Annotated in this window: 16 protein-coding genes; 5 read left to right on the top strand and 11 right to left on the bottom strand. The window is 73.2% G+C overall.

Annotated features, from left to right (window positions below; genetic code table 11):
- Nucleotides 1–867: 867 nt before the first annotated feature.
- Both ACFP1K_RS30205 and ACFP1K_RS30200 read right to left on the bottom strand, forming a co-directional pair.
- Nucleotides 868–2,658 carry an NAD+ synthase gene (locus ACFP1K_RS30205; RefSeq protein ID WP_380759640.1) on the bottom strand — a complete coding sequence of 597 codons (1,791 nt, stop codon included), beginning with the start codon at nucleotides 2,656–2,658 and terminating at the stop codon, nucleotides 868–870.
- Between the two features lie 99 nt (nucleotides 2,659–2,757).
- Nucleotides 2,758–3,513, bottom strand: a complete 756-nt coding sequence (locus tag ACFP1K_RS30200; RefSeq protein WP_380759638.1) for an SDR family NAD(P)-dependent oxidoreductase — start codon at nucleotides 3,511–3,513, stop codon at nucleotides 2,758–2,760.
- A gap of 87 nt (nucleotides 3,514–3,600) precedes the next feature.
- Between ACFP1K_RS30200 and ACFP1K_RS30195 the strand changes: the two genes are divergently transcribed.
- On the top strand, nucleotides 3,601–4,233 hold the full coding sequence (locus ACFP1K_RS30195; RefSeq protein ID WP_380759636.1) for a TetR/AcrR family transcriptional regulator: 633 nt from the start codon (nucleotides 3,601–3,603) through the stop codon (nucleotides 4,231–4,233).
- Between the two features lie 86 nt (nucleotides 4,234–4,319).
- On the opposite strand, the gene ACFP1K_RS30190 is transcribed toward ACFP1K_RS30195, so the two are convergent.
- Complete coding sequence (locus ACFP1K_RS30190) at nucleotides 4,320–5,624, bottom strand: MDR family MFS transporter (protein WP_380759634.1); 1,305 nt, start codon at nucleotides 5,622–5,624, stop codon at nucleotides 4,320–4,322.
- A gap of 117 nt (nucleotides 5,625–5,741) precedes the next feature.
- Here ACFP1K_RS30190 and ACFP1K_RS30185 point away from each other — a divergent pair, with 117 nt between their 5' ends.
- A complete protein-coding gene (locus ACFP1K_RS30185) occupies nucleotides 5,742–6,704 on the top strand; it encodes an ArsR/SmtB family transcription factor (protein ID WP_380759632.1) in 963 nt (320 codons plus the stop codon).
- A 4-nt stretch (nucleotides 6,705–6,708) separates the two neighbouring features.
- Here the strand turns inward: ACFP1K_RS30185 and ACFP1K_RS30180 are convergent, their stop codons facing one another.
- Nucleotides 6,709–7,812 carry an expansin EXLX1 family cellulose-binding protein gene (locus tag ACFP1K_RS30180; RefSeq protein ID WP_380759630.1) on the bottom strand — a complete coding sequence of 368 codons (1,104 nt, stop codon included), beginning with the start codon at nucleotides 7,810–7,812 and terminating at the stop codon, nucleotides 6,709–6,711.
- A gap of 326 nt (nucleotides 7,813–8,138) precedes the next feature.
- On the opposite strand from ACFP1K_RS30180, the gene glnA reads away from it, so the two are divergent.
- A complete protein-coding gene (gene glnA / locus ACFP1K_RS30175; protein WP_380759628.1) occupies nucleotides 8,139–9,500 on the top strand; it encodes a type I glutamate--ammonia ligase in 1,362 nt (453 codons plus the stop codon).
- Between the two features lie 82 nt (nucleotides 9,501–9,582).
- Here glnA and ACFP1K_RS30170 read toward each other — a convergent pair whose 3' ends face one another.
- Nucleotides 9,583–10,464: a DUF2516 family protein gene (locus ACFP1K_RS30170; protein WP_380759626.1), complete on the bottom strand. Its 882-nt coding sequence runs from the start codon at nucleotides 10,462–10,464 to the stop codon at nucleotides 9,583–9,585.
- A 551-nt stretch (nucleotides 10,465–11,015) separates the two neighbouring features.
- Between ACFP1K_RS30170 and ACFP1K_RS30165 the strand changes: the two genes are divergently transcribed.
- Complete coding sequence (locus tag ACFP1K_RS30165) at nucleotides 11,016–11,549, top strand: hypothetical protein (protein WP_380759624.1); 534 nt, start codon at nucleotides 11,016–11,018, stop codon at nucleotides 11,547–11,549.
- A 7-nt stretch (nucleotides 11,550–11,556) separates the two neighbouring features.
- Here the strand turns inward: ACFP1K_RS30165 and ACFP1K_RS30160 are convergent, their stop codons facing one another.
- From ACFP1K_RS30160 to grpE, 6 genes are all read right to left on the bottom strand, one after another.
- Nucleotides 11,557–13,299 (bottom strand): TRAFAC clade GTPase domain-containing protein, encoded by a 1,743-nt coding sequence (locus ACFP1K_RS30160; RefSeq protein WP_380759622.1) that lies wholly within the window; start codon nucleotides 13,297–13,299, stop codon nucleotides 11,557–11,559.
- Nucleotides 13,300–13,385: 86 nt separating this feature from the next.
- The gene (locus ACFP1K_RS30155; protein WP_380759619.1) at nucleotides 13,386–15,704 is read right to left on the bottom strand and encodes a GAP1-N2 domain-containing protein; all 2,319 of its coding nucleotides are present in this window, start codon (nucleotides 15,702–15,704) and stop codon (nucleotides 13,386–13,388) included.
- 443 nt (nucleotides 15,705–16,147) lie between these two features.
- Nucleotides 16,148–17,317, bottom strand: a complete 1,170-nt coding sequence (locus tag ACFP1K_RS30150) for a TRAFAC clade GTPase domain-containing protein (RefSeq protein WP_380759617.1) — start codon at nucleotides 17,315–17,317, stop codon at nucleotides 16,148–16,150.
- Nucleotides 17,318–17,328: 11 nt separating this feature from the next.
- The gene (locus ACFP1K_RS30145; RefSeq protein WP_380759615.1) at nucleotides 17,329–19,974 is read right to left on the bottom strand and encodes a hypothetical protein; all 2,646 of its coding nucleotides are present in this window, start codon (nucleotides 19,972–19,974) and stop codon (nucleotides 17,329–17,331) included.
- Between the two features lie 10 nt (nucleotides 19,975–19,984).
- Nucleotides 19,985–21,568: an Hsp70 family protein gene (locus ACFP1K_RS30140; RefSeq protein WP_380759613.1), complete on the bottom strand. Its 1,584-nt coding sequence runs from the start codon at nucleotides 21,566–21,568 to the stop codon at nucleotides 19,985–19,987.
- Nucleotides 21,569–21,571: 3 nt separating this feature from the next.
- On the bottom strand, nucleotides 21,572–22,288 hold the full coding sequence (grpE, locus tag ACFP1K_RS30135; protein WP_380759611.1) for a nucleotide exchange factor GrpE: 717 nt from the start codon (nucleotides 22,286–22,288) through the stop codon (nucleotides 21,572–21,574).
- Nucleotides 22,289–22,776: 488 nt separating this feature from the next.
- On the opposite strand from grpE, the gene ACFP1K_RS30130 reads away from it, so the two are divergent.
- Nucleotides 22,777–23,553 (top strand): type 1 glutamine amidotransferase, encoded by a 777-nt coding sequence (locus ACFP1K_RS30130; protein ID WP_380759609.1) that lies wholly within the window; start codon nucleotides 22,777–22,779, stop codon nucleotides 23,551–23,553.
- Nucleotides 23,554–23,582: the final 29 nt, after the last annotated feature.

The raw sequence follows: 23,582 nt of genomic DNA, 5'->3' as shown, positions 1-23,582 counted from the left end.
ACGCCAACACCTCTGCCACCACACTCGCCGAACTCACCCCGCGCCCACAACCAGACGATTCGATCACTTGATTTACACCACCCCACGGGACGTCACCGATGTGCGTGCCGCCCGCCTGACTCCGTGCGGCCCCCGTCGCCGACGATGCGGCGCTGGGGTGTATCGCGGTGGAAATGACGAGCTCGGCAGGGTCGGGGGTGCGGGGGTTTCCCCCACACAAGAGCAGCCCTTGCGCCCTTTCGCGCGGAGCGCGCCCTTAGCAAGGACCGTTTCACCGGGGCGCCCGCGCACGAGCCCGACAGGGCCGGGGGTGCGGGGGTGTCCCCCGCATAAGAGCAGCCCTTGCGGCTTTCCGCGCGCAGCGCGCCCATCGCAAGGGCCATTTCACCGGCGCTTGGGCACGCTTGAGTTACCCGCTGTACGGCTGCCCGGCTTCCCCGCCGTACGGCGGCGCCGAGTTCGCCGTGCCACGTCCCGCCGTCGCGGCGCCGGAGAAGGGCCCCTAGGTGGGTCGGGAGCACGTCTCGGCCGGGGCGCTGGGTGCGGTGGGGCACGATGAGCCCGGCAGGGCCGGGGGTGCGGGGGTGTCCCCCGCAGGAGAACAGCCCTTGCGCCTTTCCGCGCGGAGCGCGCCCTTGGCGAGGACCATTTCACCGGCGCCGCGCACACCACGGGTTGACCGCCGTACGGCGGCGCCGAGTTCGCCGCACCGCGTCCCGCCGTCGCGGCGCCGATCGAAGACACAGCCGGCACCGGTAGACAGCTGAACGCCGTCGGAAGTACGCCACAGCCCGCTCATCGCCTTCGCCGTCCCGCGTCCCGCCGTACCGGAAGCGATGCCCTATGGGCGCGGGGTGGGGGGTGGGGTCAGGTGGTTGGGGATTCTCGCCAGCGGTTGGTTATGGGGAGGCGGCGGTCGCGGCCGAAGTTCTTGGGGGTGATTTTGGGGCCGGGGGGGTACTGGCGGCGCTTGTATTCCGCGAGGTCTACCAGGCGGATCACGCGGGCTACCAGGTCGGGGGTGTGGCCGGCGGCGATCAGTTCGGCTTTGCCCATGTCGTGTTCTACGTAGTCGGCCAGGAGGCGGTCGAGGACGTCGTAGGGCGGGAGGGAGTCGGTGTCGCGCTGGCCGGGGCGGAGTTCGGCGCTGGGTTCCTTGGTTATGGAGTTCTCGGGGATGGGTGGGGCGGGGAAGGGGTGGAGGAGGTCGGTCTGGCGGCCTGCCTGGGTGTTGCGCCAGCGGGACAGGTCCCAGACGGTGGTCTTGAGGACGTCCTTGATGGGGGCGAAGCCGCCGGCGGAGTCGCCGTAGAGGGTGGAGTAGCCGGTGGCGAGCTCGCTCTTGTTGCCGGTGGTCAGCACCAGGTGGCCGTGCTCGTTGGACAGGCTCATGAGGAGCATGCCGCGGACGCGGGCTTGGAGGTTCTCCGCGGCGAGGCCGTGCAGGTCGATCTCTTTCTCGAACGCGTCGACCACGCCCTCGATGGGCACCAGCCGGGAATGCACCCCCTGGCGGGTCACCAGGTCGCGCGCGTCGGAGACCGAGTGGTCGGACGAGTGGCGGGACGGCATCAGCACCACGTGCACCCGGTCGGGGCCGACCGCGTCGGAGGCGATGGTCGCGGTCAGCGCCGAGTCGATGCCGCCGGACAGGCCGAGGACGACCGACCTGAAGCCGTTCTTGGTGAAGTAGTCGCGCACCCCGAGGACCAGCGCGGAGTAGACCTCCTCCAGGTCGTCGAGCCGGGGCGCCACGACCGGCGGCTCCGGCTCGTATGCCGGGAGCGGATCGCCGGACAGCACCAGCCGTTCCACGGTGATCGTGGTGCCGTCGCCCGCGTCCACCGGGAACGAGCCCGGCCCGGCCGATGGGTCCGCGGCGGGCAGCTCCAGGTCGGCGACCAGCAGCTCCTCGCGGAACTGGGCCGCGCGGGCGACCAGCTCGCCGTCCGCGCCGACCACGATGGAGTCCCCGTCGAAGATCAGCTCATCCTGCCCGCCGACCTGGTTGGCGTAGGCGAGGGCGCAGCCAGCCTCCCGGGCCCGGCTCGCGCAGAGCGCCAGCCGCACGTCGTCCTTCTCCCGCTCGTACGGCGAGGCGTTGGGCACCACCAGCAGGCCCGCCCCGGCCTCGGCGACCGCGCGCACCGGCCCGCCGTCCTGCCAGAGGTCCTCGCAGACGGCGATCGCCACGTCCACGCCGTGCAGCCGGAAGATGGGCAGCCGGTCGCCGCGCACGAAGTAGCGGTACTCGTCGAAGACGCCGTAGTTGGGCAGGTGGTGCTTGGCCGTGCGGGTGACCACCCGGCCGCGGTACAGCAGCGCGGCGGCGTCCAGCGGCGCCCCCTTCGGCTGCCCGGCCCGGGGCGCGACCCCCGAGCGGTCGACGTACCCCACCACGACCGGGAGCTCGCCGAGCCCGTCCTCGGCCAGCCGCGCCGCGGCCGTCTCCAGCGCCGCGATGGAGGCGTCCACGAAGGACGAGCGCAGCACGAGGTCCTCCACGGGGTAGCCGGTGAGGAACATCTCGGTGAAGACCACCAGATGGGCGCCCCGGTCGGCGGCCCGATGGACCCACTCGACGAGCTTGACGCCGTTGGCGGTCAGGTCGCCGACCGCCGGATTGGTCTGGGCCAGGGCGATTCGCAGTTGAGGCACGGAGACCACTTTACGTGCGCGGGCCCCGCCCGGCCGGGAGCGGCCCCGGCCCTGTGGACAACGCGCGCGGCCACCGTACGGCCGTGCGCGCGGAGGCCGTCAGACGGCGGCGCGGCCGCCGTCGACCGACAGGGTGGCGCCGTGGATGTGGGCCGCGTCGTCGCCGGCGAGGAACACGACGGCCTTGGCGACCTCCGCGGGGGTGCTGGCCCGGCGGGAGGGGATGCCGGCCAGTATCGGGGCGATGAGTTCCATCCGCGCCTGGATCTTCTCGGTGACGGTGGGGCCGGGGGCCACGGTGTTGACCCGCACTCCGGCGGGGCCGTACTCGGCGGCCCATGACTTGGTCAGCGAGTGCACGGCGGCCTTGGTGGTGCTGTAGAGGGCGGAGCCGGCCATGCCGAAGAGGCCGTTGATCGAGCCCATGTTGACGATGGCGCCGTGGCCGCGCGCGGCCATCGCGGGAGCGATGAGGCCGGTGAGCAGGAACGTGGCCTTGATGTTGACCGCGAGCGCGCGGTCGATCAGGTCCTCGTCCACCTCGGCGGTCGCCCCCGGGGTGATCAGCAGCGCGGCGTTGTTCACCAGGATGTCCAGCGGACCGTCCGCCACGGCGTGCGCGGCGTCGGCGAGTTCGCGGGCCGCCGCGGCTCCGCGGCCGAGGTCGGCCCGGACGAAGGTGGCCCGGCCGCCGGACCCGGTGATCGCGGCGACGACCTTCTCGCCGCGCTCGACGTCGCGGCCGGTGACCACGACGTGGGCGCCTTGGGCCGCCAGGGCCTCGGCGATGGCGACGCCGATGCCGTCGGTCGAGCCCGTGACCAGGGCTGTACGGTTCTGCAGAGACGCGGACATGATCTTCCCCCTTGGTGCGGTGGTGGTGCGCGACCCACGTTGCCTCCGGTATTTTGGACTCGCAAGTCCAGAAATTCGGAGGTGGGGATGACCCGCGCGCTGACCCCGAAGGGCGCCGCGACCCGGCTCAAGATCATCGAGGGTGCCGCCGAGGAGATCAGGGAGAACGGCGTGGCCGTGACCACGCTGGACGACGTCCGGGTGCGCACCCGCACCAGCAAGAGCCAGCTGTTCCACTACTTCCCCGAGGGCAAGGAGGAACTGCTGCTCGCCGTGGCCCGGTACGAGGCGGAGCGGGTGCTGTCCGACCAGCAGCCGCAGCTCGGCGCGCTCACGTCGTGGGCCGCGTGGCAAGCCTGGCGCGACATCGTGGTCGACCGCTATCGCCGCCAGGGGCAGTACTGCCCGCTCAACTCCCTGGTCTCACAGCTCGGGCGCAGCACGCCCGGCGCGCAGGCGGTGGTCACCGAGCTCGTCGGCCAGTGGCAGGCGGAGATCACCGCCGGCGTCCGGCACATGCAGGCCATCGGCGAGGTCGACCCCGCGCTGGACGCCGGCCGCACCGCGTCCTCGATCCTGGCCGGGGTCCAGGGCGGCGTCCTGCTGCTGTTGTCCACCGGCCACATCGGCCACCTGGAAGCGGCCCTGGACACCAGCATCGAGCACCTGCGGCGCAGCCGCCCGGCCCCGGCCGGCGGCGTGGCCGCGCATCGGGGATGAACGGCCGGCCGGGCCGATGAGAGAGCTCGGCTGTGATCGCGACGCCGGTCCAGGGTGGGCCGGGATTGTGACGCCGTCCGTGGTGGTCAGGTCGCCTTCGCCGGGACCGCGACGTCGTCCGGGGACGTGGTGCCCGTGAGAGTGGACGTGTCGTCCGGGCCGGTGGGGGGTGCCGGGTGGGCGGGGTCGTGGTGGGGGCGGGCGGCGCGGCGGCGGATGGCGGGGGCGATGGCCAGCTGGCAGGCTCCGGCGAACACGGCCAGGGCGCCGACGGTGAACCAGAGGGTGCCCTCGCTCACGGCCAGCAGGCGGGTGCCGATCAGCGGGGCCAGCAGGCCGCCGCCCGACCAGGCGAAACCGTACACGCCGTTGTACCGGCCGCGCAGGTGCGGCGGGGCCAGCGTGGCGACCAGGGCCCCCGCCATGCCCGCGGTGGTGATCTCGCCGAGCGTCCACACCACGACCGTCGCCGCGTAGCCCGCCGCCGTCGACACGAACGCGGTCAGCGCGTACCCGATCCCCACGATCACCATGCCCGCGGCCATCGCCCTGCTCGGGTCGCGCCGCGCCAGCCAGTGGCTCACCAGCGGCTGCACCACCACGATCAGCACGCCGTTCACCGACATGGCCACGCCGTAGGCGGCGGTCGACAGCCCCTGGCCGGTGATGGCGAGCGGCAGGGTGGTGTACGCCTGCAGGTACACGAAGGTGAAGATCAGCGAGATGGCGACGTACGCCATCATCAGCCGGTCCCTGATCACGTCGCGGAAGCCCCCGGGTGCCGTTCCCCGCTGCGGCCGGGTCTCCGGCACCGCCCGCCACACCAGCACCCCGAAGATCACCGAGGTGATCGCGTCGATCCAGAACAGCCACAGGAACCCCGACTGGGCCAGCCACCCGCCGGCGACCATCGCGATGGCGAAGCCGAGGTTGACCGCCCAGAACAGCATCCCGAACGCCCGCGACCGGTCGCCCGGCGCGATCAGGTCGGCCACCAGTGCCTGGGAAGCGGGCCGGTAGGCGTCCACGACCAGGCCGAGCACGCCCATCACGGCGACGATGGCGGGCAGCGAGGTGCTGTACCCGAGCAGGATCATCATGACCGCGGTCGCCACCATGCCCCCGGTGAGGGTGGCGCGCCGCCCCAGGCGATCGGTGAGCCAGCCGGCGACGAGCTGCGACATCAGCGATCCCACGCCGAACACCGCCATCACGAGCCCGGCGGCGGCCAGCGACATGCCGCGGGCCTGGGTCAGGTAGACCCCGATGAAGGGCTCGACCATCGTGCCGAGCCGGTTGACGAGGGTGCCGCCGAACAGCACCCAGAACGCTTTGGGGAATCCGCCGACCCTGGTCCGCAGGAACGAGGTCGCCGTGGTCGTGCCGATCATGCCTTCAACCCTGGCGACGTCGCGCCGAGGACGCCATTCCTTTAGGCTTGACTAAAAGGTCATCGCGGAACGGCAGGTGGACGCCGCTTTCGCCATGGTACGGGGACGGGGCGGGCAGTGGGCGTCGAGTGGCGGTTCGGGATGGACGACCTGGCGCGGATGCGGTTCGCGTTCTCGCCTTTGTGGGAGCTGGTCGCCAGCCTGCGGGTGCTCAGATCCCCGGCCCGGCACTCGCTGCACCTGCCGTGGCTGCGCGCCGTACGGCCCCGCCTCGGCGCCGTGGACCTGTCCGAGGTGTTCGCCCTCGCGCCGATCCAGGGGTACATGGCCGACTTCCTGACCCCGCCGCCGGACACCCCGCTGCCCGACTTCGCCGCCGAGCTGGAACGGGTGCGGGCGACCGACCCGGAGAAGGCCGCCGAGGAGGCCGGGTGGACGCTCGGCTCGGACGCCGAGGTCATCGCGCGGTTCCGGGCGGACCCGGCGGCGGGGGTCCGGCGGGTGGCCGACACGCTTGCGGCGTACTGGGAGGTGGCGCTCGCCGAGTACTGGCCCCGGGTGTACGGCCTGCTGGAGGCGGACGTGATGTGGCGGGCCAGGAGGTTCGCCACCGGCGGGGCCGAGGAGCTGTTCGCCGACCTGCATCCCTCGGTGAGCTGGCAGGGGGACCGGCTGGTCGCCGCCAAGGCGTACTGCGAGACCGAGGGCCTCGACGGCGACGGGCTGCTGCTGGTGCCGAGCGCCTTCCGCTGGCCGGACATCGCGATCATGACGTTGCCGTACCGGCCGATGCTCGTCTACCCCGCGCGGGCGGTCGGGACCCTCTGGGACGAGGGCCCGCTGCCCGAGCCCGGCGCCCTGGCCGCCCTGATCGGCAGCACACGCGCCCGTCTCCTGGTCTCCCTGGTCCAGCCCGCCTCCACCACGTCCCTGGCCCGGCGCCTCGAACTCACCCCCGGCGCCGTCTCCCAGCACCTGTCCGTCCTCAGCGGCAACGGCCTGGTGTCCCGCCGCCGCCTCGGCCGCGAGGTGCTCTACCGCCGGACGGCCACCGGCGACTCCCTGATCGGCGGCTCCTGAACGCTCAGCAGAGGAACGGGCGCGAGGTGGGCAGCGCGGCCAGCTTCGCGCTCTTCGGCGGGAGCGTCTCCACCGGCTCCCCGCCGGGTTCCCCCTGTGCCGCCGCGCCGTAGCGCTCGACCTCCGTGCTCCCATCGGGCGCGGCGCCGGCATCCGCCCTGACCGGCGGGCCGGCGTCCGTCTTCGCGGGGGGAGATGCGGCCCCGGGTCCTGTTGCCGGGGGTGCGGCAGGTTGTCCGGCCGGGGGTGTCGCCGGTCGCACGGCCGGAGGTGCCGATGCCCGTACGGGCGGGGGTGTGGTCGCCGGACGTGGCGGCCGGTCGGGGACGTTCCGGGGACGGGAGGTGGTGGTCCGGAGGCGAGGGGCGGGGGAGGAGGAGGCGGGGCTGTACAGGCGGTGCGTGGTGCGCTGGATGCGGCCGAAGGCCAGGTGGATGCCCCGGGCGGTGAGCCGCTGGCCGTACACGTCGGTGATGCGCACCGTGTACGGGCCGGAGCCCGCGCCGCCCGGAGTCATCCAGTAGTTGTCCGCGGCGCGAGGCAGGTGGCGCCATCGCCCGCGCTCACGGATCTCCAGGGTGCGCAGCGGGTTGCCGTGGTCGATGGCCTGGATGGCCAGCAGGCCCGGCGACGCCCCGCGCTTGAGGCGGAACGCCACCGGCAGCGGCACCTCGGGGTTGCGCACGGTGTGGTACCGCACCCGCACCCGGCCGACCCCGCCGCCGTCGAGCCCCGCGATGCGGTCGAACGCCGGACGGCTCATGTCCAGCTCCCCGAGCGCGCAGGCGCGGCACTCCTCGACGACCTGCACCCGCACCGTCCCGAGCGGCCCGGTGACGTCGAGGTACGCGCCGCAGGCGGCGGCCCCGGCGTACTCGACCGCGGAGACGGCCGCGACGTGCCGCCCCGGCGGCGCCCCAGGGAGGGAGCACGTGCCACCCTCGCGGCCCGCCGCCCAACCGGCCCGCGCGGGTCCCGAGGCGGCGGCGCACGCGGCGTCCCGCCCGGCCTGGCCGCCGAGGACGACCAGGGTGCAGGCCGCCGCCACCCATGCCGTCCAGGCCACCCGGCGCCGCAGCGCCGGGGCGAGCCGCCGTTCCACGCTCATGTGGGTCTGGGTCTCCCTCGGACCGCCCGGCCGGCCGCCGGGCATGGACGAACACACATCGAGATGATGCTGTCACATTACGTGACAAGGGCCGGTGTCCGTAATCCGCCTGGCGAGGTTCGTCTTACGGCCAGGTCGAAGGCCCCATATCCGGTATTCGGTCGGGTTCGGTGCGGCCCGGATGCCTCTAACAACGAACCCGCGTAACGTGTGCGAAACACCAAGCGGGCAGACTGGTAGATGACCAGACATGTCTAACGCCGACTCAGGGACAGGCTGCGCGCGGCGACGATGGTGTCCGAACTTGTAGGGCAGAAGGGGATGCCTTGGACCGCCAGCAGGAGTTCGTACTCCGCACGCTCGAAGAGAGGGACATCCGGTTCATCCGGCTGTGGTTCACCGACGTGCTCGGTTTCCTGAAGTCGGTGGCGATCGCCCCGGCGGAGCTGGAGGGGGCCTTCGCGGAGGGCATCGGCTTCGACGGGTCCGCCATTGAAGGCTTCGCCCGGGTACACGAGTCGGACATGCTCGCCAAGCCGGACCCGTCGACGTTCCAGATCCTCCCGTGGCGCAGCGAGACGCCCGGGGCCGCTCGCATGTTCTGCGACATCTTGATGCCGGACGGCTCGCCCTCGCACGCCGATCCGCGCTGGGTGCTGAAGCGCACCCTCGCCAAGTGCGCGGACATGGGCTTCACCTTCTACACCCACCCCGAGGTGGAGTTCTTCCTCCTCAAGGAGCGCCCCGAGCCCGGCGCCAAGCCGGTGCCCAACGACTCCGGCGGGTACTTCGACCACACCCCGCACAGCTCCGGGCACGACTTCCGCCGCAACGCGATCATGATGCTGGAGTCGATGGGGATCTCGGTGGAGTTCAGCCACCACGAGGGCGCCCCCGGCCAGCAGGAGATCGACCTGCGGTACGCCGACGCGCTGACCACCGCCGACAACATCATGACGTTCCGCCTGGTGATGAAGGAGGTCGCGCTGGAGCACGGCATCTGGGCGTCCTTCATGCCGAAGCCCTTCGCCGAGCACCCCGGCTCGGGGATGCACACCCACATGTCGCTGTTCGAGGGCGACCGCAACGCCTTCTACGAGCCCGGCGCCGACTACCAGCTCTCCAAGATGGGCCGCTCCTTCATCGGCGGCCTCCTGAAGCACGCCGCCGAGATCACCGCCGTCTGCAACCAGTGGGTCAACTCCTACAAGCGCCTCTGGGGCGGCGCCGAGGCCACGGCCGGCCAGGGCGGCGAGGCCCCCAGCTACATCAGCTGGGGCCACAACAACCGCTCGGCACTGGTCCGCGTCCCCATGTACAAGCCCCACAAGGGCAACTCCACCCGAGTGGAGTTCCGCTCCCTCGACTCCGCCTGCAACCCCTACCTGGCCTACGCCGTGATCCTCGCCGCGGGCCTCAAGGGCATCGAGGAAGGCTACGAGATGCCCCCCGGCGCCGAAGACGACGTCTGGGCCCTCACCAGCGCCGAACGCCGAGCCCTCGGCATAGAGCCACTGCCCCAGAGCCTCGACGAGGCCATCACCACCATGGAACGCAGCGAACTGGTCGCCGAAACCCTCGGCGAACACGTCTTCGACTACTTCCTGCGCAACAAGCGCCACGAGTGGCACGAGTACCGCCGCCAGGTCACCGAGTTCGAACTGGGCCGCTACCTGCCGGTCCTGTGACCATGGCTCGGAAGCGATTCTCCGTCTAGCGGGAGAACGGGGCGCCGTCGGTAATCGGCCGACGGCGCCGCGAGCTTTCGCGTTACTTTTCGACGCCTGTGCGAATTCTGCGTGTGATGTCGGCTAGCTTGCCGAGGTCCGTGACGGTACCGATGTTCAGCGGTCGGACCTGCCCGAACGAGTCTTCGGTGGTCCATTCGCATAGGACGTCCCGGTTGTCGGGGTTCTGCCCACACATCGCCGAGCCGCCTCCCGGTCCGGGGGCGATCTCGGTGACGATCGGCCGCGTGCCCCAGGTCCCCTCGAGGTTTTCGCGGAAATTCTCTACGCTCGATTCGAGATCGTGCTCGTACTTGCGGATGCCACCGAGAAAGGCGTACTTGGTGCCGCCGGCATCGGTGTACACCGCGTCTCTGGCGTAACGGTAATCGCCGTCGGGCGCTTCCATAGCCCGCTTGACTTCCGCTGAGCCCGGTATTTGGGCGGCATCGTCCCGGGTCAGGCCGCCCGCCAACAGAGGTGTGCTTATCGCGTGTACCGGTGTGTCGATCAACCGCTGCCGCTCTGAAGTGACCGGCGAGTAGGAGGGACCTCCGGACAAGATCCAGTTGCCTGCCACCACCAGGCTCCCCACCACGAGGACGGCTGTCAGGCAGCCGGGCTGGGCACCGCCGGCGAGCCCGGGCCGGATCCTCAGGAAGTACCGAAGCGCGAACAGCACCCCGACGGTCGTCGTCACGCTCACCGGGGTCACGCCGGGGATCGACCCCAATGGCTCAGGAAGTACGTCGTCGTAGATGACAAAGACCTGCATTCCGAAGATAGGTGCGAACACCCCGAATGTCAGGACTACGACCCAGAGGAACTTACTGCGGCCGGCCGCCGTCCAGGCTTCTCCCGGACGGCTGGCCGCGTCGGCCAGAGCGAAGATCATGACCGCGTACGCAATGATCCATAAGACCATGGGCTCACTCATTCCGCTGACGAGGCAGGGGCATGAACTCGTCCAACGGCAAGGGAGGCCGTATCACCACACCGGCTCGAAGCGCACTGTCACATTGCCGTCACAGCGAGAACGAGTGAAATGGCAAATGTGTTCCGCGGTCGCCGGGCTTTTCGCGGGGAGTCCGGACAGCGGGCCCCGCGGTCGATCCTCCGGCGGTGCGCGTGGCTCCGGGCCGTCATGCCCCTGTTACGCCGGTCTAACGGAGTGGTCACCATGGGGTGGTTCCATGGGGATGGCGGCGGCGGGTTAATATCTGACGCCGCCTCGCGTTTTGGGGCGGGGGGTCGTTCGAGGCCCTGTTGGAGCAGCGATGGGGGTGCTTCGGGGTGATGACTTCCGCTGGGTTGCGGGCCGTGTTGAGTGTGCCGGGTCGGTTTTGCGGGCCGGAGGGGACGGCTAACGGGGGGTGGATCGCTGGGGAGCTGGCGGGGACGGTGGAGTGTGGGCATGCGGTTGAGGTGACGTTGCGGCGGCCGGTGCCGTTGGAGACGGATCTGACTGTGGGGCATGTGGCCAACTCGATCTCGTTGTCGTATGACGGGCAACTGCTGGCCGAGGCGATTCCGGTGGTGGAGGAGCTGACGCCGCCGCCGTTCGTGCCGTTCACCGAGGCGGCGCGGGCGGAGGAGGGGTTCGTCGGGCTCACCGGGGAGCATCCGGTGCCGGGGTGTTTCGTCTGCGGGTTGCGGGCGCCGGGGGACGGGCTGCGGATCTTCCCGGGGCGGGTCGAGGGGACCGATCTGGTGGCCGCGGGGTGGCGGGTGCCGGTGACCGTCACCGGGGACGACGGGGCGGTGCCCGAGGCGCTGGTCTGGGCGGCGCTGGACTGCCCCAGCGGATGGGCGCACACGCCGGCCGGGCCGGGGCTGCTCGGGCGGCTCACCGCGCGGGTGTTCCGGCGGGTGTATCCGAACGGGACGTACTCCGTGGTGGGCAGGCCCACCGGGCGGGACGGCCGCAAGCTGTTCGGGGCCAGCGCCATCTACGAGATGGACGGCACCCTGGTCGCGGTCGCCAAGGCCACGTGGATCCTGCCCCGCTGAGCCGTACTCAGATCGGCAGCAGCGGCCGGACGAGCGTGACGGCCCACGCGGTGAGCGCGGCCAGGGCCGCCACCGTGAGGGCCGCCGAGGTGGCGAGCAGCGACCAGCGGAACAGCAGGTGGCTCAGGGGGACGAGGCCGGTGCGCCGGGTGCTCGGGGTCCACGGGCCGCGCAGGTCGGTCAGCGCGAGCTCGTCGGCGCCCACGGCGGTCAGCGCGGAGGCGTCGCCGTTGAGGGGGAGACGGGTCAGCCAGGCGAGCATGGTCGCGATGCCGGGAAAGTCGGGCGGGAAGCCGGAGGCCAGGTAGCGGACCTCGGCGGCGCTGCGGGCCAGGTCGCGGACCATGTTGCCGAGGCCGACGCCGTCGAACCACTCGGGGAGCCGGTCGGCGTCCTGGCCGATCGCGGTCTTGCGCAGCAGGTCGGCCTTGCTGACCACCACAGCCACGCGCTTCTGGCGGCCGCCGTCGGCGCGGGCCGCCAGTTCGTTGCGCACCCGCTGGAAGGTGTCCGAGGGGTCCTCGGGGGAGAGGACGACGCCCGCCTTCTCAAGGACGCGCCGCTCGTCGGCGGTGAGGCCGTGCTGGACCAGGGGGAGCGCGAAGGGGTCCACCACGATGAGCATCGCCTCGCCGTGCGCCAGGTAGCTCATCGCCTCCACCTTGGTGGCGCCGGTGAAGCCCTCCCCGGAGGGGTCGAACAGGTAGAGGATGCGGTCGCCCCCCTGCGCGGTCGTGCGGGGCAGCGTGATGTCGACCATGGTGGCGGACGGCGCGGCGCTGGTGGTCTTGGACACCCGGCCGAGGCGCAGTTCCTCGCCCAGGCGGGTGAATGCCTGCTGGTCGCCCTCCACCACGAACCCGGCCCGCCCGCCCGCGGCCTTCACCGCGGCGTGCAGGGCGTTGATCGCGAGGATCATGAACGTGGTCTTGCCCGCGTCGGGGCCCCCGACGAACGGCAGCGGCTCGATGCGGGCGCGGCCGATGCGGTGCGGCAGGGCGCGGTGGCACTGCGGGCAGTACGCGCGCAGCCGGAACCTGCCGAGCACGATCGCGGTGGGCAGCCTCGTGCCGCACCGGCAGACGTGCCGCAGCGCGCCGTCCAGGTTGGGGCGCAGGCTCCGGTGCCGCTCGCCGCAGGTGGGGCAGGCGTACTCGGGCAGCGCGATCCCGGCGTAGCACCGGGGATGCGGGCAGGTCTGGAGGATACGCCGCACCAGCATGACCACCGACTCGGTGCCCCGCAGCAGCACCACCGCCACGAGCCACGCCGCCCCGCCCACCGCGAACACCACCAGGTGCGCTGCCCCCACCGCCACGGCCGCCACCCCGAGCGGCACCGCCGCGACCACGACCCCCGCCACGACTCCCAGCCAGATCGGCAGCAGGAAGAACCCCTGCACGCCGCCCTCCAGCCACCGCGTCACCCGCACGATCGCCCGCCACCCCGCGCGGCCGGCCTCGGGGAGCACGGCCCTCGGCACCCGCCACGCGTCCAGCGCCAGCTGGCGGAACAGGTAGTGCCGGTAGACCGGGTCACGCCCCGTCGCCGACTCCGCGGGCGCCACCCCCGACTCGCCTTCGTCCCGCCCGGGCCCCAGCATGAGCGCGGACCGCGCGAAGTAGTACCCCACCCCGGCGAGGGTGGTCGCCACCACCGTGACCACACCCACCACCGGGAACCCGTACAGGAACCCGAAGAACATGCAGGCGCCCCAGAAGACCACCAGCACCACGACGACCAGGGGCATTCAGCGTTCCCCCGTCCCGGGAGGCACGGCGCCGGCCCCGCCGCGCGGCCGGCGGCGGAGCGGGGGAGAGGGGCAGGGCGGGGGCATCAGGGTGCTTCTCGTTTCCACGGGGGGCTGCGGCGGCCTCGGGACATCTCCCGCAGCGAAGGCGTGAGGGCTTCGTCGCGCCGGAGACGGGACTCCACCGAGGAGTGCAGGGACCAGGCCGTCAGGCGGCTGCGGGCCCAGGAGTCGAGGGAGGGGACCGTGACGCCGGCGTGGTGCAGGCGGACCGCGGTCTCGGCCAGGGCGACCTGCTCGTCGCGGGGCAGCTTGCCGTCCAGCCAGGCGCGGGCCAGCGGGGTGCGGAGGGCGGGCGGGAGGGCGACCACCACGTCGGCGCGGAAACGGGGGGCGCGGGTGGTGAGGGAGGCGGCGGCCACGGTGAGGGCCTCGCGGATCAGGTCCTCGTGCGCCTCGGAGGTGAGGGCGTCCAGGTTCCGCAGGACGGAGGCGACGGCGGCGGGGTCGGGGGCGTCCGGGACGGCGGCGGCCAGCAGGACGGCCCGCGCGTCGGCGGCGGGGTAGCCGGGGACGCGGGCGTGGACCGTCTCGGCGAGGCGCACCACGCCGGGGTCGGCCATGCCGCAGGCGAGGTACACGCGGGCGGGCAGGTCGCACAGGCAGGGGGAGGAGCTGACGCCGGGGCCGAGACGTCCCAGCAGTGCCGAGCATTCCTCCAGCTCCGGCGCCTCCTCCCAGACCTCTTCGAGCACCGACTCCACCGCCTCCCGGACGTCCTCAGGTACGGCCGGGGGGGCGGTGTCGTTCAGCGGGTACCCGTCGCCGGACGCCTCGGCGGTGAGCAGGCGCAGGAGGCCGGTGGTGGCGTCGACGCGGGACACGCGGCCGCGCAGGGTCAGCGCGCGCAGCACCGCCGCGCCGGTGCGGGGGGCGCAGGCCAGGTCGCGGTGCTCCAGGTGGTCGCACATCTGGTCGGTCAGCATGCGGCGCCTGGCCCGGGGGGAGGCCGCCTCCAGGCCGGTGAGCAGGCCCGCGACCACGGACTCGCGCAGGACGGGCGGAGTGCGTTCCAGCAGCGCGGCGAGGTCGCCGCCCGCCTGGACGGCGCGGTGCGCGGCACGTTCCACGTCGCCGGGCGGCACCGGCACGGCGATCGCGTGCGCGGCGCGCAGCACGTCCGCCAGGGAGGCCGCGTCCGGGGCGGACGCCAGCACGCCCGCGGCCTCGGCGGCCAGTGCCTGCCTGGTCTCCCCCCGGGGGGGTTCCGGCGGCGGCAGCGCCGGGTCGCGCAGGGCCAGCACGGCGCACCGGGCCGCGAAATCCTCGGCCACCTCGTCGGGCGCCGCCGCCCGCGCGGCCGTGGCCAGCTCGAACCCCATCCGGCCGCACGTTCCCGCGAGTTCCCGCCACGCCCAGCCCGGCAGGCCGTGGGGGAGCGTGCGCGCGATCTCGCCCTGCTCGGCGGCGGTCACCGACGGGTCGCCCCGGCAGAACGCCAGCAGCGCGGCGGCGGTGTCCGGGCTGAACCCTCCGGGGTTCTCGTCCGGCACGGTCAGCTCGCCGATGGCGTCGATGCCCGCCATGTCCATCCGCCGCCAGCAGTCCGTGACCGTGTGGGCGAACCGGCCCGGCGTCAGGGCGGGGGGGGTGGGGGAGGCGAGGTGGACGACGGTGGCGTCGGTGTCGGAGGGGATCCAGACGTCGGGGGTGGTGCCGACGATGACGTACTGGGCGGTGGCGGGGTCGGCGCTGTAGGTGAGGAAGGTGAGGCGGCCGGCGACCGGCCACGGCAGGGAGTAGGAGATGACCCCGATCCACCGGACGATCTCCTCGGCCCGCCCGGTGTCCGCGGCGACCAGTACCAGGCGGCCGTGGCCCCTGCTGAGCGCCACGCCGACGATCTGCAGCAGGGCGGCCAGCCGGGCGTAGCCGGGTTCTCCTCCGGAGGCCAGCCACTCGCCCAGGGAGTCGGGGTCCAGGTGATCGCCGGGCGTCAGCTCGGTGAGCTCGGGTAACACGGTTCCCGGCGTGGCCGGCGCGTCCGTCCACAGGGCCGCGCGCCAGAACTCCACCGGCCGCAGCCCCATCAGCTCGTCCGCCGCCGCCACGACCGCGTGCCCGAGGAAGTTCCCGTACCGTCCCGAGTAGTCCCGCCCGAGATACACACACCGCGTGAGCACCCGCATGTCCCCGGCGGGCCCGTACGCCAGCGCCACCGGCAACGCCGAGATCTGCGCCGCGTCCGGCGCCAGCGGCGCCTCCGGCGGCGGCCGGTAGGCCAGATGAACGGCCACCGCCCCGCTCACCCCCGCCGGCACCCCCGCCGACTCCGCCACGAACTGAAACCCGGCCCGCCCCCCGGGGCCGTACTCCGCGGACGTGTAGTGCAACTGCCAGGCCACCCCGTCACCCCCACATCCGGCAGAACCCGAACACGAACCGACTTGCCCGCCCGACCGGAGGTGCCGCGCTGCCGCGAGCACGGCGGCCCCGCCGCCCGCCGGCTGCGTGGATGGTGGGAGCGAGGCCACCTGCCCTGGTGGCGTGGGTGAGGCCACCTGCCCTGGTGATGTGGTTGGTGGGGGTGTTAGCTCTGGTGGTGTGGGTGGTGTGGGTGGTGTGGGTGAGGCCACCTGTCCTGGTGGTGGGGCCGTTTGCTCGGGTGATGTGGGTGGCGTGGGTGAGGCCACCTTTCCTAGTGGCGTGCGTGGTGGAGGCGTTTGCTCTGGTGGCGTGGGTGGCGTGGGTGGCGTGGGTGGCGTGGCTGGTGGGGGTGCGGCCACTTGTCCTGGTGGCGTGGGTGGTGGGGGCGTTTGCCCTGGTGGGGAGGGGGAGGGGCATGGGGTTATCTCCGGGTGCCTTTTAGCATGCCGAAGCGGTGGAGGAGCCAGAGGAGGGGGTCTTCCACTCGGTAGGGGCGGATGCCGCCGGGGCCGACGGTGCCGGAGTCGGGGACGCCGCCCAGGGCGGAGAGGCCGAACAGGGCGAAGTCGGTGAAGTGCTGGCGGAGGTAGCGGTCGACCATGCCTGCCTGCCAGTCGTCCAGGAGGGCGCGGACCTGTTCGTGGACGGCCTCGCGGTCGTCCAGGTCCAGGGTGCCGCTGGGGGTGCGGGCGCGGTGGAGGGCGGATTGGGCGTCCATGCTCTCGCGCAGGGCGTCGATCTTGCTCAGCGCCACGGCCACGGGGACGTCCAGGCGGCCGGAGCCGGAGCGGTCGCGGAGCAGCTCGGTGACGCGGCTGATCACGTTGATGGGGTCGCTGTCGGGGTCGCCGGCGTTGACGCCGCCGCGGCTCTGGGCGGGGCCGCTCAGCGACGCCTTGGCGCCGGGCAGCTCCAGGGGGTCGAGCAGGAAGATGACGGCGTCCGCGGCGTTGAGGTACCGCAGGTGGGTCTCGGTGGACTCCCGGCTGCGGAGATCCTCGCCCGCGGTGTCGAAGAACACCAGGGTCAGCGACATGGTCCGGGGCCGCAGCCGCCCGGGCACCGTGCGGGTGAGGAGGTACACCAGCGGGTCGCGCGGCTCGGTCGCCGCCGGCCGGGTCGTGCTCAGCAGGCGCCGCTCGCCGTACAGCGGCCGCGCGAAGTCACGTTTGTACCGCGCGATGGTCCGGTCGTCGCAGGCCACCAGCGAGGCGTCCAGCTCGGCCCCGACCCGGTTGGTCAGCTCGTGCAGCAGCACCGCGATGTAGGTGCTCTTGCCCGACCCCTTCGCCCCGACCAGCGCGACGATGCGCCCGGGGTTGGCGCAGTACTCGGCGGGCAGCCGGTTGTGGCACGCCGGGCACACCCGCCACCCGCTGGAACGCCCGCACTCGGGGCAGTCGGCACGCCGTCCGGGCCGCCGCACCGAGAACACCGGCGGCAGCGAGGCGGCGCTGGGCGAGCCGAGGTACGCGGCCAGGATCTCGTCCAGCCAGGGCTCGCACCCCGTGCCGAGCCCCGACCTGCCGAGGCAGCGGAACGCGATGCGGTTGCGCTCCACCCTCGCGAAGCAGTACGGGCACGTGATCACCGGGGTCCCCCTCACCCCACTTTCATCCGCCGCACAGGCGGGTCGATCAAAGCGACCTCGCCTCCGTCCGCCGGGCCCTCACCCGCGGTGTCCTCGTCCATGATGCCCCCGTCCGCGATCCCGTCGAAATCGTCGTCCCCGGGGGACCAGCGCCGCCCGGCGGGCGAGGCGCCCTCGGCGAAGCAGCGCAGCCAGTACGGCTTGTCCTGCCGCGGCGCGGGCACGCTGAGCCGCGCCGGCAGGTCGACGTCCGTCCAGTGGTCGAGCAGCACCCCGTCGTCGGCGGACTTCGGCTGCACGTGCCCGGCCTTCAGCACCAGCGCCAGCCGCCGCAGCCGCACCGGCCGGTCGGAGGTCACCTCCACCACCACCGTGCGCCGCCACGCCGGGCCCTCCCTGAGCAGGTCGTACCGGACCGGGACGCGTCCCGCCAGCCGCACCCACGCCGGCGGCCCGCACAGCCGCTCCCCGCGCACCAGCGCCGTGGGCGCCACCTCGACGGTCAGCGCCTCGGACTCGGGCGCCTCCAGCCGCACACCCCCCTGGGCGCGGTACGCCGCCGAGCTGACCAGCATGTCCCGTCCCGCCCAGCGCACCTCGACCTCCGGGACGTCCGGCGGCCAGTCGAACCCGACGTACACCGTAGCGCCCCTGCGCTGAGCGGACAGCCCGGTCGGCGTCGCGAGGTTGACGTGCTCCAGGTGCCCCCCGACGGTGGCGAGGTCCCCGGCGATGGTGACGGCGAGCAGCACGCATTGCGCACCCGGCCGGATCGCCTGCCCCTCCCGGGTCGGGATGGACGGCACGGCGCGGCTGGCGGCCCGCAGGTCGGCCAGCGGCACCGTGGTCCCGGCGGTCCACTGCGGCGCCGAGTCCAGCGCGACGAACTCCACCACCCCGGACGGCGGCTCGTCGTACCAGGCGAGCAGCGTGCCGGGCGACGACGGGTCGGGGTGTAGCGTGAACCCGGCGATGGGGCGGGGCAGCCCGCGCGGGGTGACGGTGTGCCGCACCCCGGGCGTGAAGACCTCGCCCTCCGGGCCGGGGTAGGCCGCGGCGACGACGTACACGTAGGCGGTGCCGTTGACCACCCCGGCGTCGCGGAACCCGGTGTCGATGACCTGCACCGGCAGCCCGTCCCTGCTGACCACCACCCGGGACGCCTCGGCGGGACGGGTCCACCGGCCCCACACCACCCCGTCGCCCGCGGTCAGCCGCACGTCCCCAGGCTCCGGCCGCACCACGACGGGGGCGGCCACGGCGGGCGGCGCCGAGGCGTCGTCGCGGCGGGCGACCACCGAGTAGGTGACCGGCACGTTGACCGGCGGCCGGTCGTCGCGGGCGGTGGTGCGCTCGGTCGTGCTCAGCGGCGCCCCGTTGCGGTGCACGTCGTACACGACGCGCCCGGCCCGGGACGGCGAGGGCTGCCACGTCAGCCCGACCCCGTCGCCCTGCGGTTCGGCGCGCACCCCCCGCGCGGGGTAGGGCGCGAGCCGGGCCAGCATGTCGGCGGCGCCCGGAAGGTCGGGCACCCGTTGCAGCGCGTCCCGCAGCGCGATCCACGCGTCGTCGGGGTCGATGGCCGCCCGCGCCCGGTCCCGCAGCCGCACGGCCCCCGCGAGCCGGGCCCGCACCTCGGTGGCCAGCTCGGCGGCCTCCCCGGTGAGGTCCTGCGGGCCGAGGGCGTCGGCGTAGTCCACCGCGGCGTGGATCTCCCCGGCGTCCACCAGCTCGCGCAGCCGCGCCGCCGGGCCGGACGGCACGCCGCCGCTCTCCCCGCGCACCGCGAAGATCAGCCGCCGGGCGTCGGCGGCCGCGAGGTCCAGCTCGCCGGTGGCGTGCCGCAGCAGCGTGTCGTCGTACGGATGCTCGCGGACCCGCTCGCGCAGCCGGGCCACAATGTCGTACCGCACCAGCGTGGCGGGGTCGGGAGTGCCGCGCAGCGCGGTGAGCACGGTGTCGGCGCTGACCGTCCACGGGCCGCGGGGACGGGCCGCCCACCGGGCCTCGGCCGCCGCGACCGCCTCGGCGACCGGCTCGGCGCCGGGCACCACCACGTCGTCCAGCACCTCCATGCCCGCGCAGTCGTCCCCGAACACGAACCGCCCGAGGTGCGGCAGCCCGAGCGCGTCCAGCGCCTCCCGCGCCCGGCCGTACCCGGAGTACGGCGCGGCCCGGGGCAGAGGGTCCGGCTCGCGCACGTCGATGGACCGCGCGGCGGCCAGCCGCAGCGCCTCCTCCTGCCCGACGCCGACCGACCGGGCGATGGTGGACAGCAAAGCGGGCGACAGCAGGCGCAGCGGCCCCGCGGCGTCGTCCAGGCGGCGCGCGGCGTCGTCCAGCCGCCGCCCCGCCCGGGCGTGGGAGTCGCGCAGCGCGGCGCGCAGCGGCGTGAGGTCGCCCTCGGCCGCGGCGGCGAACAGCGGCGCGAACCGCGCGTGGTCGGCCTCCATGCGGTCGATCAGCCGCCGGTACTTGAGCATGCCGCGGGCCCGCCGCCAGCACTGGCGGACCTGCTTGGCGGTCTCGGCGACGTCGCGCGCGGTCATCGCCTCGCCGAGCTGATAGCGCGCCCCGAGGTCGGCGGGCGGCGTGCCCCCCGCCTCGCGGGCGGGCTCCAGCACCTCCCGGACGTAGCGCTCCTCGTCGAAGGCCATGGCCGCCCGGCTAGCTGACCTGGACCCGGGAGAGGGCGGCCCGCGACTCGGCCACGTCCTCCTCGGACATGCCACCGATCTGGACGCGCAGCTCCAGCTCCTCACCGGTCTCACGCTCGCGGGAGGTCACCTGGAGCAGCCCGGCGGGGTCGAGCGCGAACGTCACCTCGATCGGCCACCCGGCGGGCTTGCCTGGTGGGATGCGCAGCACTCCCTCGGCGATCAGGCCGTTGTCCTCCAGCTCGTCGGACTCGACGCTGCCGGCCTGCTCCATGACCTCGATGTCCACCCCGGTCTGCCCGGGGTCGACGGTGTAGAAGTCCCTGGTGACAGCCGCGGGCAGCGCGTCGTTGGCGTGCACCAGGTGCTCGACGCTGCGGCGCCGGGACTCCCGGTCGGTGACGACGATGCCGAAGCCCCGCGAGGCGACGGTCTTGATGGTGCGCGCGGCGATGCGCTGCTGCTGGTCCTGCGTGAGCCCGGCGCGGGCGGCCATGTCCTCGGCGAGGCCGGCCTCGCCGGCGCGCAGCAGCCGCCGGTAGGTCTCCTCGAAGGCGTACAGCGCGGCGCCCTTGGCGACCGCCAGGTCGGGGTCCTGGAGGCGGGGCTCCAGCTGGAGCTCCTTCTGCAGAGTCTCGGCGACGGCGGGCATCTTGGTGGAGCCGCCGACCAGCACCAGGTGGTCGTAGGTGTCGATGCCCTTGGCCGCGGCGGTGTCCAGCGTGCGGCGGGTGATCTCCACCGTGCGGTCGAGCAGGTCGCGGGTGAGCTCGACGAGCCCCTCGCGGGTGACCTCCACGGCGCAGACCCGGCCCTCGTGCACCACCCGCACGACGTGTTGCGTGCGGACCGACAGGGTCTTCTTCAGGTCCTCGGCGTCCCGGCGCAGCTGCTGCTCGGACTGCTTGTCCAGCAGCGGGCTCCCGGCGTCCGGGTGCTCCTGCTCGAACCGCTCGGCCAGGTGCTCCACCAGGCGGTCGTCCCAGTCGGCGCCGCCGAGCTCGTGGTCGCCGTCGGTGCAGATCACCTCGATGTTCCCGCCGCGCAGCGTGATCACGGTGGTGTCGAACGTGCCGCCGCCGAGGTCGTAGACCAGGATGGTGTGGTCCTGGTCGGGGTTGAGCAGGCCGTAGGTGATGGCGGCGGCGATCGGCTCGGAGATGATGTCGATCACGTTGAGACCGGCGATGTGCCCGGCCTTGCGCGTGGCGTCGCGTTCGGCGGCGCCGAAGTACGCGGGCACGGTGATCACCACGTCGTCCACGGTCTCACCCGTGGCCGTGTGGGCGTCGTCGGCCAGCTTGCGCAGGACGAACGCCGAGATCTCCTCGGGGGTGTACGGCCGGTCGTGCCGCACGCGGGGGACGTCGTGCCCCATGTCGCGCTTGATGCGGCTCACCACCAGGTCGGGCTCGAGCACGGCGCTGTCCTTGGCGGTGGCGCCGACCACGACGTTGTCGGGGGACTCGAAGAACACCACCGACGGGGTGGTGTCGGTGCCCTCCAGGTTGCGCAGCACCGTGGGACGCCCGACGTCGTCGACGTAGGCGATGCACGAGTAGGTCGTTCCCAGGTCGATACCGTAAACAGCCATCGCCTACTCGCTCCCTTTCTCCGTACCACCGTCCGGTCCGGGGCACGGGGTACCGTCATTATCGTCATTTCTTGATTTGTCGGGCTCGTTATCGCTTTCTGCGTCAGCCGGTTTCTCCGCGGCGCGGCCGACGACCACCGTGGCCTTGCGCAGTACCCGGTCGCTCGCGGTGAACGCCTCCGACAGCACCTCGACCACCGTGCCGTCCGCCTCCGGCTCCACCGGGACGGTCTTGGCGGGCCGGTGCAGGGCCGCGTCGTAGGGGTCGCCGGGCTTGACGCCCGCCCGCTCGGCGCCGGCGCGCCCGAGCACCTCGGCCACGTCGTCGGCCGTGGCGGCGAGCAGCGGGCCGGTCAGCTCGGGAGCCGGGGGGTTCGGCCCGTTCCAGCGGGCGGCCTCGCGCGTCACCGTGTCGTGCAGGCGGTACAGGCCCGCGCGGACCGGGGCCAGCGCCTCCTGAAGGAGCCCGTGCCGCAGTTGCTGGTTCTCCCCGTGCAGCCGGTCGATGACCTGCTCCCGGTGGGCCGCCCGCTCGTGCTCGCGCCGCGTCGTCTCGGTGAGCGCCGCGATCTGGCGGGTCAGCTCCTCGATCCGGCGGGTCAGCTCCTTGGCCGTGTCGTGCGGGCCGATGCCGCCGGGCGGTGCGGCGTCGTGATCGCGGCCGGAGGGGGGTGTGCCGCCGGACGGGGGGTCCTGCGGCTCTGCGCCGGAAGGGGGCATCTATCTCCTCGTACGGAAAACCCAATTCCCTGATGTCTGCAACTCTAGCCACCGATGCCGCCGCCCGGAAGAGATGAAGTTGTCGTTTATTGCGTATTATGTCGCATTCGCATGGCTGTCTTCTCGAACACATTTATGGACCGTGCCCGCGCGGGGATATCCGAGGTGACACGCCGTCCCCGGGCCGTACGGGCCGCACATCCGCATCAGGAGTCCCAAATCCCGATAAACGGGAAAGCCGGAGCTCCACATCAGCGAGCGAGAATTCCCGGGAGGAATATGTGCCCGCCTCCGGCGTCCGCGCGCAGCGGGATCGGCGTCCGCGCCGGGCCGGATCGATCCCTGCCGGATCGGGGGCTCTGCATCGGGGCGCCGCCTGATCGGGTGCGGCCGGATCGGGACGCGGGCGGCCGGCCCGCACCCGTGCCGCCGGGTGTCGCCGTCCCCCCGGGTGGGCCGTTATATCGGACATCGAGCATCATCTACCTATGAATCATCGTGTTCTCGTCATCGAGCACGAGGCCGAGGCGGGCCTCGGCTACTTCGAAGACTGGCTGGCCGGCGCGGGCGTGACCTGCGACGTCGTGCGCCCCTATCTTGGCGAGGCCGTCCCGGAGGCGGCGGGGGACGGGCTGATCGTGCTGGGCGGCGCCGCGTCCGCCTGGGACGACGAGGGGTTCCCGTGGCAGCCCGCCACGCGGGACCTGCTGCGCGCGTCCGTGGAGGCGTCGGTGCCCACGCTCGGCGTCTGCCTCGGCGCCCAGCTCATGACCCTGGCCTGCGGCGGGACGGTGGAGCGCGGCGCCCCGGGCCTGGAGGTCGGCCTGCGGCCCGTCACCCCGCTGGACGCCGCCGCGCGGGACCCGCTGTTCGGCGTGCTCCCGCCGGTCGCCTGGGCGGTGCAGTACCACGGGGACGCCATGACCGTGCCGCCGCCGGGCGCCGTCCCGCTGGCCACCGGAGACCCCTACCCCGCCCAGGGCTACCGCCTCGGCGACCGCGCCTGGGCCGTGCAGTTCCACCCCGAGGCCACCCCCGAGATCTTCACCTCCTGGCTGGCGAACCCGGACCCGCTGACCGCCGCCGGGTACGACCCCGCCGCCCTGGACGCGGAGGTGCGCGGCGCCGCTGCCGGGCTCGCGGCCACCTGGCGGCCGTTCGCCGAGGCGTTCGCCGCCGTCGTGACCCGTGCCGAACCCCTGTCCACCCCACCTGCACCCCTGTCCATAAACGGTGACCGCGCGATTACGGCGCGAAACCACTAACGACGAGCGCGTGAGGCAACGACTACGTT

The sequence above is a fragment of the Sphaerisporangium aureirubrum genome (assembly GCF_042658925.1).
In the GTDB taxonomy this organism is placed as follows: Bacteria; Actinomycetota; Actinomycetes; order Streptosporangiales; family Streptosporangiaceae; genus Sphaerisporangium; species Sphaerisporangium aureirubrum.
Note: the sequence above shows the minus strand (reverse complement) of the source record. Positions and strands in the feature narration are given on the sequence as shown.